The organism is Streptomyces auratus, from assembly GCF_050433025.1.
Lineage (GTDB): Bacteria > Actinomycetota > Actinomycetes > Streptomycetales > Streptomycetaceae > Streptomyces > Streptomyces sioyaensis.
Genome location: NZ_JBNGCB010000001.1, coordinates 807,431 through 823,103, shown reverse-complemented (window position 1 = coordinate 823,103; position 15,673 = coordinate 807,431). Strand labels below are relative to the sequence as shown.

The 15,673-nt window shown below is 72.9% G+C and carries 15 protein-coding genes; 8 read left to right on the top strand and 7 right to left on the bottom strand.

What is annotated here, in order from left to right; all coding sequences use genetic code 11:
* Positions 1-116: 116 nt before the first annotated feature.
* From BKA18_RS03320 to BKA18_RS03310, 3 genes are all read right to left on the bottom strand, one after another.
* A complete protein-coding gene (locus BKA18_RS03320; protein WP_366046029.1) occupies positions 117-1,355 on the bottom strand; it encodes an SPFH domain-containing protein in 1,239 nt (412 codons plus the stop codon).
* 103 nt (positions 1,356-1,458) lie between these two features.
* Positions 1,459-1,680 (bottom strand): hypothetical protein, encoded by a 222-nt coding sequence (locus BKA18_RS03315; RefSeq protein ID WP_006606605.1) that lies wholly within the window; start codon positions 1,678-1,680, stop codon positions 1,459-1,461.
* Between the two features lie 131 nt (positions 1,681-1,811).
* Positions 1,812-2,129, bottom strand: coding sequence for a hypothetical protein (locus BKA18_RS03310; RefSeq protein WP_093481822.1), 318 nt, complete (start codon positions 2,127-2,129; stop codon positions 1,812-1,814).
* Between the two features lie 160 nt (positions 2,130-2,289).
* Here BKA18_RS03310 and BKA18_RS03305 point away from each other — a divergent pair, with 160 nt between their 5' ends.
* The 3 genes from BKA18_RS03305 to BKA18_RS03295 all read left to right on the top strand — a co-directional run bounded on the left by BKA18_RS03305 (position 2,290) and on the right by BKA18_RS03295 (position 4,512).
* Positions 2,290-3,240 (top strand): hypothetical protein, encoded by a 951-nt coding sequence (locus BKA18_RS03305; protein WP_366046028.1) that lies wholly within the window; start codon positions 2,290-2,292, stop codon positions 3,238-3,240.
* A gap of 112 nt (positions 3,241-3,352) precedes the next feature.
* Complete coding sequence (locus tag BKA18_RS03300; RefSeq protein ID WP_366046027.1) at positions 3,353-4,171, top strand: SDR family NAD(P)-dependent oxidoreductase; 819 nt, start codon at positions 3,353-3,355, stop codon at positions 4,169-4,171.
* Between the two features lie 8 nt (positions 4,172-4,179).
* Positions 4,180-4,512 (top strand): PH domain-containing protein, encoded by a 333-nt coding sequence (locus BKA18_RS03295; protein WP_366046026.1) that lies wholly within the window; start codon positions 4,180-4,182, stop codon positions 4,510-4,512.
* Between the two features lie 93 nt (positions 4,513-4,605).
* Here the strand turns inward: BKA18_RS03295 and BKA18_RS03290 are convergent, their stop codons facing one another.
* Complete coding sequence (locus BKA18_RS03290) at positions 4,606-5,775, bottom strand: NAD(P)/FAD-dependent oxidoreductase (RefSeq protein ID WP_366046025.1); 1,170 nt, start codon at positions 5,773-5,775, stop codon at positions 4,606-4,608.
* The gene (locus BKA18_RS03285; protein WP_006606611.1) at positions 5,772-6,092 is read right to left on the bottom strand and encodes a bifunctional 3-phenylpropionate/cinnamic acid dioxygenase ferredoxin subunit; all 321 of its coding nucleotides are present in this window, start codon (positions 6,090-6,092) and stop codon (positions 5,772-5,774) included. The genes BKA18_RS03290 and BKA18_RS03285 overlap by 4 nt, the downstream gene beginning before the upstream one ends.
* Positions 6,093-6,307: 215 nt before the next feature.
* Between BKA18_RS03285 and BKA18_RS03280 the strand changes: the two genes are divergently transcribed.
* The 3 genes from BKA18_RS03280 (at position 6,308) to BKA18_RS03270 (ending at position 11,350) form a co-directional block, all read left to right on the top strand.
* A complete protein-coding gene (locus BKA18_RS03280) occupies positions 6,308-7,420 on the top strand; it encodes an S-(hydroxymethyl)mycothiol dehydrogenase (RefSeq protein WP_366046024.1) in 1,113 nt (370 codons plus the stop codon).
* 77 nt (positions 7,421-7,497) lie between these two features.
* Positions 7,498-9,993, top strand: a complete 2,496-nt coding sequence (locus BKA18_RS03275) for a GcvT family protein (protein ID WP_366046023.1) — start codon at positions 7,498-7,500, stop codon at positions 9,991-9,993.
* Between the two features lie 190 nt (positions 9,994-10,183).
* Positions 10,184-11,350: an aromatic ring-hydroxylating oxygenase subunit alpha gene (locus tag BKA18_RS03270; RefSeq protein ID WP_366046022.1), complete on the top strand. Its 1,167-nt coding sequence runs from the start codon at positions 10,184-10,186 to the stop codon at positions 11,348-11,350.
* A 76-nt stretch (positions 11,351-11,426) separates the two neighbouring features.
* Here BKA18_RS03270 and BKA18_RS03265 read toward each other — a convergent pair whose 3' ends face one another.
* Positions 11,427-13,400 carry a heavy metal translocating P-type ATPase gene (locus tag BKA18_RS03265; protein ID WP_366046021.1) on the bottom strand — a complete coding sequence of 658 codons (1,974 nt, stop codon included), beginning with the start codon at positions 13,398-13,400 and terminating at the stop codon, positions 11,427-11,429.
* 96 nt (positions 13,401-13,496) lie between these two features.
* Here BKA18_RS03265 and BKA18_RS03260 point away from each other — a divergent pair, with 96 nt between their 5' ends.
* Together BKA18_RS03260 and BKA18_RS03255 are read left to right on the top strand one after the other, a co-directional pair.
* Positions 13,497-13,877, top strand: coding sequence for an ArsR/SmtB family transcription factor (locus BKA18_RS03260; RefSeq protein WP_006606616.1), 381 nt, complete (start codon positions 13,497-13,499; stop codon positions 13,875-13,877).
* Positions 13,878-13,958: 81 nt separating this feature from the next.
* On the top strand, positions 13,959-14,585 hold the full coding sequence (locus BKA18_RS03255; RefSeq protein ID WP_366046020.1) for a GntR family transcriptional regulator: 627 nt from the start codon (positions 13,959-13,961) through the stop codon (positions 14,583-14,585).
* Positions 14,586-14,595: 10 nt separating this feature from the next.
* Here the strand turns inward: BKA18_RS03255 and BKA18_RS03250 are convergent, their stop codons facing one another.
* Positions 14,596-15,390 (bottom strand): carbon-nitrogen hydrolase family protein, encoded by a 795-nt coding sequence (locus BKA18_RS03250; RefSeq protein WP_366046019.1) that lies wholly within the window; start codon positions 15,388-15,390, stop codon positions 14,596-14,598.
* Positions 15,391-15,673: the final 283 nt, after the last annotated feature.

Here is a 15,673-nt window from a genome sequence, read left to right as displayed (position 1 = left end):
CCGTTCGCCGGCGGCGCGGCACGCCGTGACCGGGTCCGCGCGGCCCGCCGGACACCTCCGGGTGCCCGGCGGGCCGCGCCGGACACCCGGGAGGCCGGACGGAACCGCCCGTGCGCTCAGGCGGAGCCGGACCCCGTCCCGTCCTGCTGCAGTTTCGTCACCTTCTGCGGCAGCGATCCCGCACCGTCGGCGAGCGGGGAGACGGTGCCGGAGGCGCTGGTCGCCTTCTTGAGGCTGTCGAGGATGGCGATTCCCTGGCCGACGATGCCGGAGACGATCTCGTTCATGCCGTCGGTGCCGTTGAGCACGGTCAGCCGGGAGCCGGCGATGCCCTCGGCGGCCGCCTGGGCGAGGGCCGGGAGGTTCTCGACGGTGCGGTTGGCGGCGATCAGCTCCTGGTTGCCGTCCCGGAGCGAGGCCGCGAGCGCCGTGTTCGCATCGGCCCGTGCCTGGGTCACGGCCCGTTCGGTGTAGGCGCGGGCGTCCGCCTCGAATCGGACCTGGTCCCGCCGTGCCTCCGCCAGGGTGCGCAGCCGGTAGGCCTCGGCGTCCGCCGGGCGGCGCACCTCGCCCTCCAGCCGCTGCGCGGCGAGCGAGGCCTGCCGCTGGGCCAGCGCGGTCTGCTCCTCGATGACCTCCTGCGAGGCCCTGGCCTGCGACAGCGGGCCGGCCTGCGCGGCGCGGGCGTTGTACTGCTCGGTCTCGGCGTGGAACCCGGCCCGTTTGATCGCGGTGTCCCGCTCGTACTCGGCCTTGAGCGCCGCCGCCTGCTGCTCCCGCTGGGTGGCCTCCTGGTCGGCCTTGGCCTGCGCGATCCGGGCCGCGCTGGCGACCGCCGCGGCGTGCGGGGCGGCGAGGTTGGTGATGTATCCGGAGGTGTCGGCGATCTCCTGGATCTGCAGGGCGTCGACGACGATGCCGAGCTTCTCCATCTCGGAGTGGCTGCCGTCCTTGACCTCCTGGGCGACGCGGTCCCGCTCCCGGATGATCTGCTCGACGGTCAGCCCGCCCACGATCGAGCGCAGATGACCGGCGAAGATCCGGCCCACCAGCTCCTCCATGGTGGCCTGCTCGTCCAGGAACCGGCGCGCCGCATTGGCGATCGACGTCGGGTCGTCCCCGACCTTGAAGACGGCGACCGCCCGGACCCCGATCCGGATGCCCTGCTGGGTGACGCAGTCCTCGGAGATCTCCGCCTCCCGCAGCGACAGCGACAGCAGGCTCGCCTTCTGCTTGACGGGCAGGACCCAGCTGCCGTGGCCCGTGACGATACGGAATTGCGCGTCCCCGGCCCGGCGCTTCGAGCCGGAGATCAACAGCGCCTCGTTCGGCGCCGGAACATGCCAGAACAACATTGCGGGACTCCCGGTCCGATGCGGCCGGCTCATCGTGCGTGTGCGGGCACGGCCGCGGGGGAAAGCCGGCTGACGGCCGGCCATGATCACCGGCCCGGCCAGGTCATGCGGGCAGCGGCGCGACGATCACCGACCGCGCCGAGGTGTGGTCCACCACGATGACCTGGGTATGCCGGTCGATGGGCACACGGGACCAGGCGGCGAAGGCCTCGGTGCCGCCGCGCACGGGCAGCAGCACCTCGCCCGGTCCGTCGGCCGGGATCGACACGGTCACCCGCCCGATCACCCCGATCGGGCTGAAGTCCGTGTCATCCGTCGCGCTCACCCGGGTTCCGTCGCTGGTCAAAGCCGCTGCCGGCGCGGTGGCCGGGCAGCGGGAACTCCTCGACAACTCAACGGTACTCCGGCCCCGGCGCCGCTTCAGCGCGCCGGTCCGGCAGCCGGTGGACGACGGCTTCAGGCGTCCAGACGGGCGGGACGCGCGGCGGGCACCGCCTTTCTCGGCGGCAGCACATCGGGCGCGCGGTGCGGCCGCAGGGCCGTGAGGGCGATCTCGGTCTCCTCCATCAGCGCGCGATAGGAGACCAGCCGCTGCCACTCCGGATCGGCGACCCCGGGCACGGTGCGCGCACGCTCCGTCCACAGCTTCGCCAGCCCTGCGTACACGGGGGTCTGTCGGACGATCTCCGCGGTGAGCCATCGCGGGACGGAGCCGGGGCGGGGGAGGGACGTCTGTCCGTGACCTGCGACGGTGCCGGAAGAGGGGACGCTCATGGCCGTAGAAACGATTCTTCCGGCATGTGGTCACGACGTATTTTTGCAGCCGCCGCAGTTTCCACCGCGGAGGCAGGGACGTCTGTCTCTCGAATCACCTTATGCAGTGATCTATAGCTGGGAAGCGGTCCAATACGGACGACGGGACGTTGTCGCAGTCATGGAACCCAGGGAGTTGTGGGAGCGCCACGCGGTCCTCGCACAGGCGTTTTGCAGCAGCGATGACGAGGTCCGCCGTACGCAGGGACTCCTCGACGAGGCCGAGGCCCGTCGTTCGCGGACCCTGGCCGCCTTCGCCGTGACGGTGGGCAGCGATGCGGTGGTGGCGGACCTGCTCGGCCTGGACGAGCGCGAAGTGCGCCTGGCCCGGCGCACGGTGGGCAAGGACGACGCCCGCGCGGTCGCCAAGAGCCTGCTGTCCCAGCCCGCGTGCGAGCCGGCCCCTGCGCAGCCGGCCGCCGCACCCCCTGCGGGCCCGTCCACCGCGAGCCAGCCCAGCGTGAGCCCACCGACCGCGGGTCCACCGGTCGCGGTTCCGCCCGCCCCGGCCCCGGCCCCTGCTCCGGTCCCCCCACCCCAGCCCGGCGCGCCCCAGCCCAACGAGCCGGCCTGGGCGCCGGCCCTGGACGCGGTCCTGATGAGCAGCTGGCAGGCCGGAGTCGACCTCACCGCCCTGGCCGCCGAACTCGGGCTGGATGTCCGGATCCTGGTGGCACGCGCCCAACAGCTGTCCGCCGAAAGCCGTCCCGCGCCGCCGGCGGACCGCATCGGCCGGCATCGCCGCCTCGTCAACGTCCCGCCACCCTCCCCGCAGACCGAGACTCCCCATACGGCCTGGCACGAGCGGCCGCCGCAGCCGCCACGGGAGCACTACGAGCAGGAACCCTGGAAGCAACACCCGTACCAGAACTACCCGGAGCAGCAGGAGTATCAGGAGTACCGGGTATACGAGCAGCACCCACAGCAACACCACTACCAGCAGCCCACCCAGGGCACCTGGGACGCCAACGCCATCACGGCCGCCCAGCACGACTGGGACGGCATCCTCAGCCAGTGGGAAGCCACCACCTCCACCACCCCACCCATCTCACCCGGCCACGGAGGCACCTGAGGGCGCGGACCGCGTCCGGTCGCGGACCGCGGCCGGAAACCCCCGCCCGTCCGGTGCTCCTCCGTATGATCGCCGAGGCAGTGGGCGACCCATACGGGAGGCGTGAACGACCATGGTGGAAGAGCGAGTTGTCCTCGTGACGGGCGGCGGTACGGGCATCGGTGCGGCCACCGCCCGACTGCTGCGGGCCGCCGGGCACCAGGTGGTGGTCTCCGGTCGCCGGCCCGAACCTCTGCACCGCCTCGCCGAGGAGACCGGCGCGCTGGCCCACCCGGCCGACACCGCCGACCCCGGGGCGGTGCAGGGCCTCGTCGAGGCGACCGTGTCCGCGTACGGACGGCTCGACGGGCTGGTGCTCAACGCCGGTATCGCCCGCAGCGGCGCGGTCGGTGATTTGTCCATGGAGGACTGGGAGGCCGTCATGGCCACCAATGTCACCGGCCCCTTCCTCCTGCAACGCGCCGCACTCCCGCACCTGTTGGCGAGCCGTGGCGCGGTCGTCGCCGTGGCCTCGGTCTCCGCGCTGCGCAACGGCAACGGCAACGCCGCCTACGCGACGTCCAAGGCGGCCCTGCTCCAGCTCTGCCGCTCGCTCGCCGTCGACTACGGGCGGGACGGGCTGCGCGCCAACATCGTCTGCCCCAGCTGGGTGCGGACCGAGATGGCCGACGGGCGGATGGTGCGCTTCGCCAAGGAGGCCGGGCTGGCGGGCGGGGTCGACGCCGCGTACGAGGAGGCCACCCGGCTGCTGCCGGTGGGCCGCCCCGGGGACCCGCACGAGGTCGCGGAGGCGATCGGCTGGCTGCTCTCGCCGGCCGCCTCCTTCGTCAACGGTGCGGTGCTGACCGTCGACGGAGGAGCGACGGCATGCGACCCGGGCGGTGCCGCGTTCCAGTACCGCATCGAGGCACGCGACGGCGCGGAGAGTTGAGGCACCGGATGAGCGGCAGCCTCTACCGGGACCGTTGGATCGAGTGCTCCGGCGACGCCCTCCGCATTCGTGGCTACTACTTCCCGTGGGGGACGAAGACCGTCCCGTACCCGTCCATTCGCGCGTTCCGGCGCGTGGAGATGGGGGTCTTCGGCGGGCAGCTCCGGATCTGGGGGACGGCGCACCCGCGGTACTGGGCGAGCCTGGACCCGGGGCGGCCCGCGAAGAGGGACGCGCTGATCCTCGATCTCGGCCGTTTCGTCCGCCCGTTCCTCACGCCGGACGACACCGATGCCGTGGAGGCCGTCCTGCGGGCGCATGTCCCCACTACGGACGACTGACGCTCGGGCGGCCCTCGCGGACGGATGGGCGGCGGTGCTGCCGGCTCCGGCGCGGAAGCCGGACGAGCTGCGCCGGGGCGGCGGCCGGGCGGGTCAGGCGGTGGCCGGCTGGGCGGCGCGGGCGAGTGCGCGGCGGTGCCGCATGAAGGGGCGCGGGCGGTTGAGGGCGAGGACCGCGGTGGGCTGCCCGTCGCGTTCGTAGCAGGCGAGGAAACTGCGGTCGTCGGCGGAGCCTTCGATGATGCGCGGGGTGTCGCCGGGCAGCCGCCGGCCGGCGAACTGGATGCGGACGCCGTACTGGTCGGACCAGAAGTACGGCAGGTTCCGGTGGGTCGCGACGGTACTGCCGGCCAGGAGGTTCTCCACCGCGGTGGCGGCCTGTTCGGTGGCGCTGGTCCAGTGTTCGGCGCGGGTGCCGGCCGCCCGGGCGACATCGCCGACGGCCACGACCTGCGGCAGCGGGGTGACGCCTCCCGCGTCGCAGCGGACCCCGTCGTCGAGCGGGAGTCCGGAGCCCGCCAGCCAGGCGGTGCGGGGCCGGACGCCGATGCCGGTGACGACCACGTCGGCGGGGAGCAGCCGGCCGTCGGCCAGCTCGACCCCGGTGACGTGGTTCCCGGCGCCGCCGCTGTGCAGACGGGCGACGCCGGTGCCGGTGAGCAGGGTGACGCCGTGGTCCGCATGGAGGGCGGAGCAGATTCCGGCCATGGTGTCGCCGAGTTGGGGGACGAGGGGGAGCGGGGCGGCCTCCACCACGGTGACGTGATGCCCGAGGGCCGTGCAGGACGAGGCGACCTCGGCGCCGATGAAGCCGCCGCCGATCACCACGACCCGGACCGGGCCGCGCGTCAGGTCCGCGCGCAGCGCCTGCGCGTCGTCGAGGGTGCGCAGGGTGTGCGAGCCGGCGGGCGGCGGGCCGGGGAGGCGGCGCGGGGCGGCGCCGGTGGCGATGACCACACCGTCGGCGGTCAGGGACCGGCCGCCGTCGAGGAGCACCGTGCGGCCGCCGGTGTCGAGGCCGGTGGCCGCGGTGCCCAGTAGCCATTCGGCGTCGAGTTCGGCGATCTCCTCGGCGTCGGCCAGGGCCAGTTGGTCCTGGCCGGTGTTGCCGGTGAGGAAGTCCTTGGACAGCGGCGGGCGGTCGTAGGGGCGGTGGTGCTCGTCCCCGACGATCACCAGCCGGCCGTCGAACCCCTGGGCGCGCAGGGCCCGGGCGGCGTACAGGCCGGCCAGCGAGGCTCCGATGACAGCGACCGACTTCATGCGGCGGTGCCCTCCTCGGCGGCGTGCTGGACGTAGATCATGCCGTCCTCGACGGTCACGGGGTGGGTGCGCACCGCCCGGCGGGCGGGCAGACAGGTGGGCGCTCCGGTGCGGAGATCGAAGGCCGCGGCGTGCAGCGGGCATTCGACCAGACACCCCTCCAGCCAGCCGTCCGCGAGCGAGGCGTCCTGGTGGGTGCAGGTGTCGTCGATCGCGTAGAGCTGCCCCTCGGCGTGGAAGACGGCGATCGGAGGCGCGGTGTCGAGGCGTACGGATTCGCCGGTGGGCAGATCGGCGAGACGGCAGACCGGAATCACAGGACCCCCTGGATCATCGAGTTTCGCGGTGCGCACGATGGAGCGCTATGCGCAACAGAATCCAATCGCTGGGCCCATGCGTCAAGCGGTCCGGAGAAATGCCCGCCACTGCGTGAAGAGCTCGCCCACACCCCCTTGACGGTGTCGATCGGCGTTCCCACTATGTCTCTCATCGCGCAACCAGTCGTGCAGTGCGCAACACTGAGGGGTAGGGCATGCCACACGAAGTCCATGCCGTCGTCGCGGCGAAACAAGGCGCGCCGGTCGAGCTGCAGACGATCCTGGTGCCGGATCCCGGCCCGGGAGAGGTCCTCGTCGCCGTCCAGGCCTGCGGGGTCTGCCACACCGACCTGCACTACCGGGACGGCGCGATCAACGACGAATTCCCCTTTCTGCTCGGCCATGAGGCGGCCGGCGTGATCGAGGCAGTCGGACCCGGGGTCACCGATCTCGCGCCCGGTGACTTCGTCGTCCTCGCCTGGCGGGCCCCCTGCGGCAGCTGCCGCTCCTGCCGCCGCGGACGGCCCTGGTACTGCTTCGACTCCCGTAACGCCGCCCAGTCGATGACCCTGCTTGGGGGCACCTCCCGGACGAAGTCTGGGGGAGGCACCCCGCTCAGCCCCGCGCTGGGCATCGGGGCCTTCGCCGAGAAGACCCTGGTCGCCGCCGGACAGGCGGTCAAGGTCGACCCCCATGCCCGCCCCGAGGCCGCCGGTCTCATCGGCTGCGGAGTGATGGCGGGATACGGGGCGGCCGTGCACACCGGCGCCGTCGGCAGCGGGGACACCGTCGCCGTCATCGGCTGCGGCGGGGTCGGCAACGCGGCGATCGCCGGCGCCTCGGTCGCCGGGGCGCGCCGGATCATCGCGGTCGACATCGACGACCGCAAGCTGGACGGCGCCACCCGCTTCGGCGCCACCCATACGGTCAACTCCCGCGGCACGGACCCCGTCGAGGCGGTCCGCGGCCTCACCGGCGGCCATGGCGCGGATGTGGTGATCGACGCGGTGGGCCGCCCCGAGACCTACACCCAGGGCTTCTACATGCGCGACCTGGCCGGGACTCTGGTCCAGGTCGGCGTCCCCGCACCGGACATGCGCATCGAGCTGCCGCTGATCGATCTCTTCTCGCGCGGCGGCGCACTGAAGTCCTCCTGGTACGGCGACTGTCTGCCCAGCCGGGACTTCCCGGTCCTCATCGACCGCTACCTCAGCGGACGGCTCGACCTCGACGGATTCGTCACCGAGACGATCGCCCTGGACGAGGTGGAGTCCGCCTTCGACAAGATGCGCGACGGCACGGTCCTGCGCTCCGTCGTGGTCCTGTGACGGCGTGCCAGGACCCCTGATCCGCCACGGCCGCACCCACCCGCTCGACCACCCCGACCAGCAACAGGAGGAGGGGCATGTCCCACACGCCCGCAAACCGTTCCCGTGTGGTTGTCATCGGTGCCGGCATCGTCGGCTGCTCCCTCGCCGACGAGCTGACCGCCCGCGGCTGGAGTGATGTCACCGTCCTCGAACAGGGCCCGCTGCCGGCCCCCGGCGGCTCCACGTCGCACGCGCCCGGCCTGGTCTTCCAGACCGGCCCGTCCAAGACCATGACCGAGTTCGCCGCCTACACGGTGCGGAAGTTCGCCTCCCTCGACGTCGACGGGCTGCCCTGCTTCCACCCCGTCGGCGGACTGGAGGTCGCCACCACCGCGGCCCGCTGGGCCGATCTGCACCGCAAGGCCGGACTCGCCGCCTCCTGGGGCGTACGCGGTGAACTCCTCACCCCGAACCAGTGCAAGCAGCTGTGGCCGATGCTGGACGAGACCCGGCTGCACGGCGGCTTCCACACCCCCGACGACGGCCTGGCCCGGGCGTTGCTCGCCTGCCGCGCCCAGATCGCCCGGGCCGCGCGGCGCGGCGCACGCTTCCTGGAGCGGCACACCGTCACCGGAATCGAGCGGGCGGACGGCCACGTCACCGGCGTGGTCACCGACCGGGGCACCTTCCCCGCCGACCATGTCGTCTCGGCCGCCGGCTTCTGGGGCCCGGTGATCGGCGCGATGGCCGGGGTGGACGTCCCGCTCCTCCCGCTGGCGCACCAGTACGCCACCACCGCACCGCTGCCCGAACTCGCCGGCGTCAACGACCCCGGCACAGAGGCGAGCAAGCCGATCCTGCGCTTCCAGGACCGCGACCTCTACTTCCGCGAACACACCGACCGGCTCGGCATCGGCTCCTACGCCCACCGCCCGATGCCCGTCGACCCCTTCACCGTCCCCGCCTACGACGACGCCCCCACCATGCCCTCGTCACTGCCCTTCACCCCGGACGATTTCGCCCCGAGCTGGCAGGACAGCATCGGACTGCTGCCCGCGCTGGCGGACTCCCGGGTGGCCGAGGGCTTCAACGGCGTCTTCTCCTTCACCCCCGACGGCATGCCGGTCCTCGGCGAATCCCGTGAACTGCGCGGATTCTGGCTCGCCGAGGCGGTCTGGGTCACCCACTCCGCGGGCGTCGCCAAGGCCGTCGCAGAGTGGATGACGGACGGCCGGCCCGCCATCGACATCCATGAGTGCGACCTCTACCGCTTCGAGGACGCCCAGCGCTCGCCCGCGTACATCGCCGACCGCGGGGCACAGAGCTTCATCGAGGTCTATGACGTCCTCCATCCGCTGCAACCCATGGACCAGCCGCGCCCGCTGCGCACCAGCCCCTTCTTCCCCCGGCAGCAGGAACTCGGCGCGTACTTCCTGGAGGGCGGCGGCTGGGAACGCCCGCACTGGTACGAGGCCAACGCCCCGCTCGCCGAGGGGCTCGAACTCCCCGCGCGCGACGCCTGGTCGGCGCGCTACTGGTCGCCGATCGCCGCCGCCGAGGCGAAGGCGACCCGCGAAAAGGTGGCCCTGTACGACATGACCCCGCTGCGCCGACTGGAGGTCACCGGCCCCGGCGCCCTCGCCTTCCTCCAGCGCATGACCAGCAACAACCTCGCGAAGAAGCCGGGCGCGGTCACCTACACCCTGCTCCTGGACGAGGCCGGCGGCATCCGCTCCGACCTCACCGTCGCCCGGCTCGCCCCGGACCGCTTCCAGGTCGGCGCCAACAGCGGATCCGACCTCGACTGGCTGCTGCGGCACGCCCCCGACGATGGGGGCCCCTCCCGCTCGAGCGAAGCCGAGAGTGGGGGAGTCCAGGTCCGCGACATCACCTCCGGCACCTGCTGTATCGGCGTCTGGGGCCCGCTGGCCCGCGACCTCGTCCAGCCGCTCACCCGCGACGACTTCTCCCACCAGGCCTTCGGCTACTTCAAGGCCCGGCACACCCACCTGGGCCACGTCCCGGTCACGGCGATGCGGCTCAGCTACGTCGGCGAGCTCGGATGGGAGCTGTACACCACCGCCGACCTGGGGCTCCGCCTGTGGGACACGCTCTGGGAGGCCGGGCAGGAGCACGGGGTGATCGCCGCCGGGCGCAGCGCCTTCAACAGCCTCCGCCTGGAGAAGGGGTACCGCGCCTGGGGCCATGACATGACCTGCGAACACACCCCGTACGAGGCCGGCGTCGGCTTCGCGGTCCGCCCCGCCAAGGGCGACTTCATCGGGCGGGCCGCGCTGGAGGGCAAGAGCGAGGACACCGCGCCGCGCAAGCTCAGCTGTCTCACCCTCGACGACCCCTCGGCCGTCGTGCTCGGCAAGGAACCGGTCCATGTCGACGGCGCCCCGGTCGGTTATGTCACCTCCGCCGCCTACGGCTACACCCTCGGCCGCGGGATCGCCTACGCCTGGCTGCCGGCCGGTGCGTCGGTCCCCGGCACCGCCGTCCACATCGAGTACTTCGGTGAGAAGATCCCCGCCACCGTCGCCCGGGAGCCGCTCTTCGACCCGCAGATGGAGCGCATCCGCAGGTAGGAACGGCCGGGGGAGTGCCGGCTATCCGCCCGCACTCCCCGAACGCAGGCACCCGCACCCCCGTACGCAGAAGCAACCGCATGGCTCCCAGCTACGACGTCATCGTCCTCGGCCTCGGTGGCGTGGAGGACGTCGAGCTGTTCGACCCCCGCCGGCCCGCCGCCGCGGCCGCCGCCTGAGGAGACCGGATATGACGACCACACCCATCGAGTCCGCGCCGGCCGCGGCCACCGCCCCCGCGGCCACACCCAGCCTGCTCGCCACCCTCGCCGGCCACCACTACACCGACCCGGAGATCTTCCGCCAGGAACAGGAGAAGATCTTCGAGCGCCTGTGGTTCTGCGCGGTCCGCAGCGCCGACCTGGACAAGCCCGGCGCCTTCCGCACGGTCCGGGTCGGCCGGGAGAGCGTACTGATCACCCGCAACCGCTCCGGCGCCCTGCGCGCCTTCCTCAACATCTGCCGGCACCGCGGCGCGCGGCTGTGCACCGAGGAGTCCGGCGAGGTCCGCCGCAACCTCCAGTGCCCGTACCACGCCTGGACCTACGACCTCGACGGCCGCCTGGTGGCCGCCCCCAACCTGCAGAAGATGCCGGACGTCGACCGCACCGAGCGCGGTCTGGTCACCGTCCCGCTGCGGGAGTGGCTCGGCTACGCCTGGGTGTGCCTGGCCGACGAACCCCCGTCCTTCGAGGACACCGTGGTCGGTGCGGCCATCGAGCGGCTGGGGGACACCGCCTCCCTCGACCGCTACCGCACCGAAGGCCTCGCCCTCGGCAAGCGCCTCACCTATGACGTGCACGCCAACTGGAAGCTCATCATCGAGAACTTCATGGAGTGCTACCACTGCGCCACCATCCATCCCGAACTCACCGAGGTGCTCCCGGAGTTCGCCGACGGCTTCGCCGCCCAGTACTACGTCGGACACGGTGCGGCGTTCGCCGAGGCGGCCACCGGATTCACCGTGGACGGCACCGAGGGCTTCGGCCGGCTCCCCGGCATCGAGGACACCCAGGACCGCCGGTACTACGCGATCACCGTCCGGCCCCAGGTCTTCGTCAACCTCGTCCCGGACCATGTCATCGTCCACCGGATGTTCCCGATGGCGCCCGACCGCACCGTCGTCGAATGCGACTGGCTGTATCTGCCCGAGGTGGTCGACTCCGGTGCCGATGTCTCGAAGTCCGTCGAGCTCTTCCACCGGGTCAACGCCCAGGACTTCGATGCCTGCGAGCGCACCCAGCCGGCCATGAGCTCCCGTGCGTACCGCGCCGGCGGGGTGCTGGTGCCCAGCGAGCACCACATCGGCGCCTTCCACCGGTGGGTGACCGACCGGCTGGCGGGGGAGGGCGCCTGACCCCCGGCCGCCGGCGGTCCGGGTTTCCCACCTCGCTCCCGGGGGACCCGGGGCCGCCGGTCCCGGGCGGTGACCCCTACCGCGGGGCCGCCGCCCGGCGCCAGGTCGCGGCGCGCAGCAGCCGCAGCCCGTTGAGGCCGACGAGGACGGTGGAGCCCTCATGGCCGAGGACGCCCAGGGGCAGCGGGAGTTCACCGGCCAGGTCCCACACCACCAGACCCGAGAGGAACACCGAGGCGAGGAACAGGTTCTGGACCACCAGCCGGCGGGCCTCCCGCGACAGCGCGATCACGGCCGGTACGGCGGCGAGTTCGTCCCGGACCACGACCGCGTCCGCGGTGTCCACGGCGAGGTCGGAGCCCGCCCGGCCCATGGCGATCCCGGTGTGCGCGGCGGCCAGCGCCGGGGCGTCGTTCACCCCGTCCCCCACCACCAGCACCCGCCGCCCGGCCGCTTCCTGCGCGCGGACGGCGGCCGCCTTGTCCTGGGGCAGCAGCCCGGCACGGACGTCCGTGATGCCGACGGCCGCGGCGAGACGGGCCGCGGCCCGCGGGTTGTCCCCGGTGACCAGCATCGGCGTCCGGCCGGTGAGCGTTTCGAGCAGGGCGACGGTGGCGGCCGCGTCCGGGCGCTGCCGGTCGGCGATGCCCAGCACCCCGGCCGGCACCCCGGCAGCCAGCACGAGGACCGCGGTGTGCCCGGCCTCCTCCAACTCCGCGACCAGGGCGCCCGCCCGGGTCGCGGCCGGATGGCCGGCGGGCAGCAGCCGGGCCGGGGCGCCGACCGCGATCCGGGTGCCGTCGACGGTGGCCCGTACGCCGGTGCCGGGAGTGGCGGCGAACTCCTCGGCGGCCGGCAGGGACAGCCCACGAGCGCGGGCGGCGGCCACGATGGCGCGGGCCAGGGGGTGTTCGCTGCCGTGTTCCGCCGCGGCCGCCAAGGTCAGCAGGGTCTCCTCGGTCCACCCCGGGCCGGGCAGCGGCCGCACGGCGGTCAGGTGCGGGGTGCCCGCGGTCAGGGTTCCCGTCTTGTCCAGGGCGACGGCGTCCACCTGGCCGAGGCGTTCCATCACGACGGCCGACTTGACCAGCACACCGTGCCGCCCGGCGGTGGCGATGGCCGACAGCAGCGGCGGCATGGTGGCCAGCACCACCGCGCACGGTGAGGCGACGATCATGAAGGTCATGGCCCGCAGCAGGGCTCGCTCAAGGTCCGCGCCACAGAGCAGCGGGAGGACGAACACCGCCAGGGTGAGCGCCACCATGCCGATCGCATAGCGCTGTTCGACCTTCTCGATGAACAGCTGGGTGGGCGCCTTGGTCCCGGAGGCCTCGGCGACCATGGCCACGATCCGGGCGATGACGAAGGCGCCGGCATCGCGCTCGACCTCGATGCGCAGCGCGCCGGTGCCGTTGCGGGTGCCGGCGAACACCTCGTCGCCGCACTCCTTGACCACCGGCAGCGGCTCACCGGTGATGGTGGCCTGGTCGACCTCGCTGGTCCCGTGCCGTACCCGGCCGTCCGCGCCGATCCGTTCGCCGGGGCGGACCAGGACGAGGTCGCCCACGACCAGGTCCGCGGTGGCCACCGTCTCCTCGCTGTCGTCCTCGGCCAGCCGGGTCGCGGTGCCCGGGGCGAGGTCGAGCAGACCGCGCACCGAGTCCTGGGTACGGGCGGTGGCCAGCGCTTCCAGGGCGCCGGAGCCGGCGAAGATGACGATCAGCAGCGCCCCGTCCCGCACCTGACCGATCGCCGCGGCACCGAGGGCGGCGACGACCATCAGCAGATCGACGTCCAGGGTTTTCTCCCGCAGCGCCCGCAGCCCCGACCACGCCGGCTCCCACCCGCCCGTCACGTAAGTGAGGACATAGAGCGGCCCCCAGAACCCGGCGGGTGCGCCGGTGAGTTGCAGCGGCAGCGCGACCAGGAACGCGACGGTGGCCGCGGCCGCCCAGCGGGCCTCGGCCAGGGCGAGGACCCGGGTGCGCCGCGGGGCGCCGGGGCGGGCGGCGGGCGCCCGGGGCGGACGCTGGAGGACGGCAGCAGGCATGGCAGAACAACCCTTCACGGGCGGGGAACCAGCAGGGTCACCACCGTACCGGAACAAATGAAGAGGTCTTCATCTATCATCGTTAAGATGGCTCCCATGGGCCACGGAATGGATGACAACCGCACCACCACCCGCGAGCGACTGGACGCCGTGGGAGCCGATGACGTCGCCGCGACCCTCCAGGCCCTGTCGACCCCCTCCCGACTGCGCATCCTCGCCCGCCTCCAGGAGGGCCCCTGCGCGGTCGGTGATCTCGCCGCCGCGGTCGGGATGGAGCAGTCCGCCTGCTCCCATCAGCTCCGGCTGCTGCGCAATCTCGGCCTGGTCACCGGCGAACGCAACGGCCGCTCGATCGTCTACGCGCTCTACGACCACCACGTCGCCGAACTCCTCGACCAGGCGCTCTTCCACGTCGAGCATCTGCGGCTCGGCCTCCATGACGCACCATCAGGGAGGGTGGACACCGCGGGTCGTTGATCCCCGCCCACCGTGTAGCCTTCGCATACAGGCGGTATGCGGTATCCCGTGGCGGGATGTCACGAGTGGGGAGAGCGGGCGATGCAGTCGGGGCGCGAGAAGGCCTACGCCTATCTCAAGGAAAGTGTGCTGACCGACCCGGCCATGCAGGACCGCTTCCTGTCCGAGCAGGAGATCGCGGACCGGATCGGCGTCTCCCGCACCCCGATCCGGGAAGCCCTGCTGCTGCTCGCCGCCGAGGATCTGGTGCGGCTGGTGCCCAAGCGCGGGGCGTACATCGCCCCGCTGTCCGGCCGCGAGATCGGCGAACTGATGGAGATGCGCGGTCTGATCGAGCGCTTCGCCGCACAGTGCACGACAGAGCGGGGCACCGCACCCGTCGAGGAGATGGCCGGCATCCTGGACCGGCAGGAGGCGCTGCGCGGCGAGGCCGGCGCCACGGAGTTCCTCGCCGCCGACCACCATTTCCACGCCACCCTCGTCGCCGCCGTCGGCAACACCCTGATGAGCCGTCAGCACGACGCGCTGCGCAGCCGTCAGACCAGGGCCGGCGTGCGGGCCCACTACCGCTCCGGCCACCGCCACGACGAGGTGCTCGCCGAACACCGGAAGATCCTCGACGGGTTGGCGGCCGGAGACGCCGCGGCCGCCTGCGCGGCCATCGACAGCCACCTCCAGGCGACCCGGCGCAGCCTCCTCGCCGCGTGACGGCCGGGTCCTACAGCCGCCGGTTGTCCAGCACCGCCACGGCCCGCCGTACCCGGAGCGCCTCCTCGGCGTCCACCTCCCCGACGAGCAGGTCCGGCGCGGCGCCGAGTTGAGCGCGCACGGTCCCGTCGGGACCGATCAGCGCGCTGTGTCCGACCCCGCTCGGCGTCTTGGTCGGCGCCTCCGGATCGGCCTCGGGGTCCGGGGCGGACTGGTCGACGGCCGCGACCCAGACCGTCGCGTCCAGGGCGCGGGCCCGCACCAGCAGGTCCCACTGCGCACGCTTGCCCGGCCCCGCGGCCCACGCGGCGGGCAGTACGGACACCGTCGCCCCGGCGTCCGCGTGCGCCCGGAACAGCTCGGGGAAGCGCAGGTCGTAACACGTCGCCAGGCCCACCCGGACCCCGTCGACGTCGATGGTCACCACCCGGCTGCCCGCCGCGATCGTGTCGGACTCCCGGAAACCGAAGGCGTCGTACAGATGGATCTTGTCGTAGGACTCCTCGACCCCGGGTCCGGTCGCCAGCAGGGTGTTCGCCACCCGCCCGCCGTCAGCCGGGGTGAACATGCCCGCCACCACCGTCACCCCCGACTCCCGGGCGACCGCGCGCACCCCCTCGGCCCAGGGCCCGTCCAGCGGCTCGGCCACCGCGCCGAGCGAAGCCCCGAACCGCACCATGGCCGCCTCGGGAAGGACCGCCAGCCGGGCCCCCTCGCGCGCCGCTCGGCGGACGTGGTCCTGCACCTCCGCGAGGTTCTGCTTCGGATCGGTCGATGCCGTCATCTGGCACAGCGCGATACGCATCCGGCTCTCTCTCCTTCGTGCCGATCGGTTTCCTGGCGACGGTCCGGATTCAGCCCCCGGACCCGGCCCACCCCACGCGCCGGACGGGCCCGGACGGGACGCCCGCCACCACGTGCCGGGACGACCCACCCAGGCCATCCTGCCTCCAGACAGCCCGGCACGGGCCGCCGGGCGCCCCGTAAAACAGTCCTGGTCACGCCGGGGACATCGCGGGTGCCCCGACGCGGCCGGACGAAGCAGCCACCCTCCCTTCCGGATCTGTAACGGTACTGACTCAAAGAGT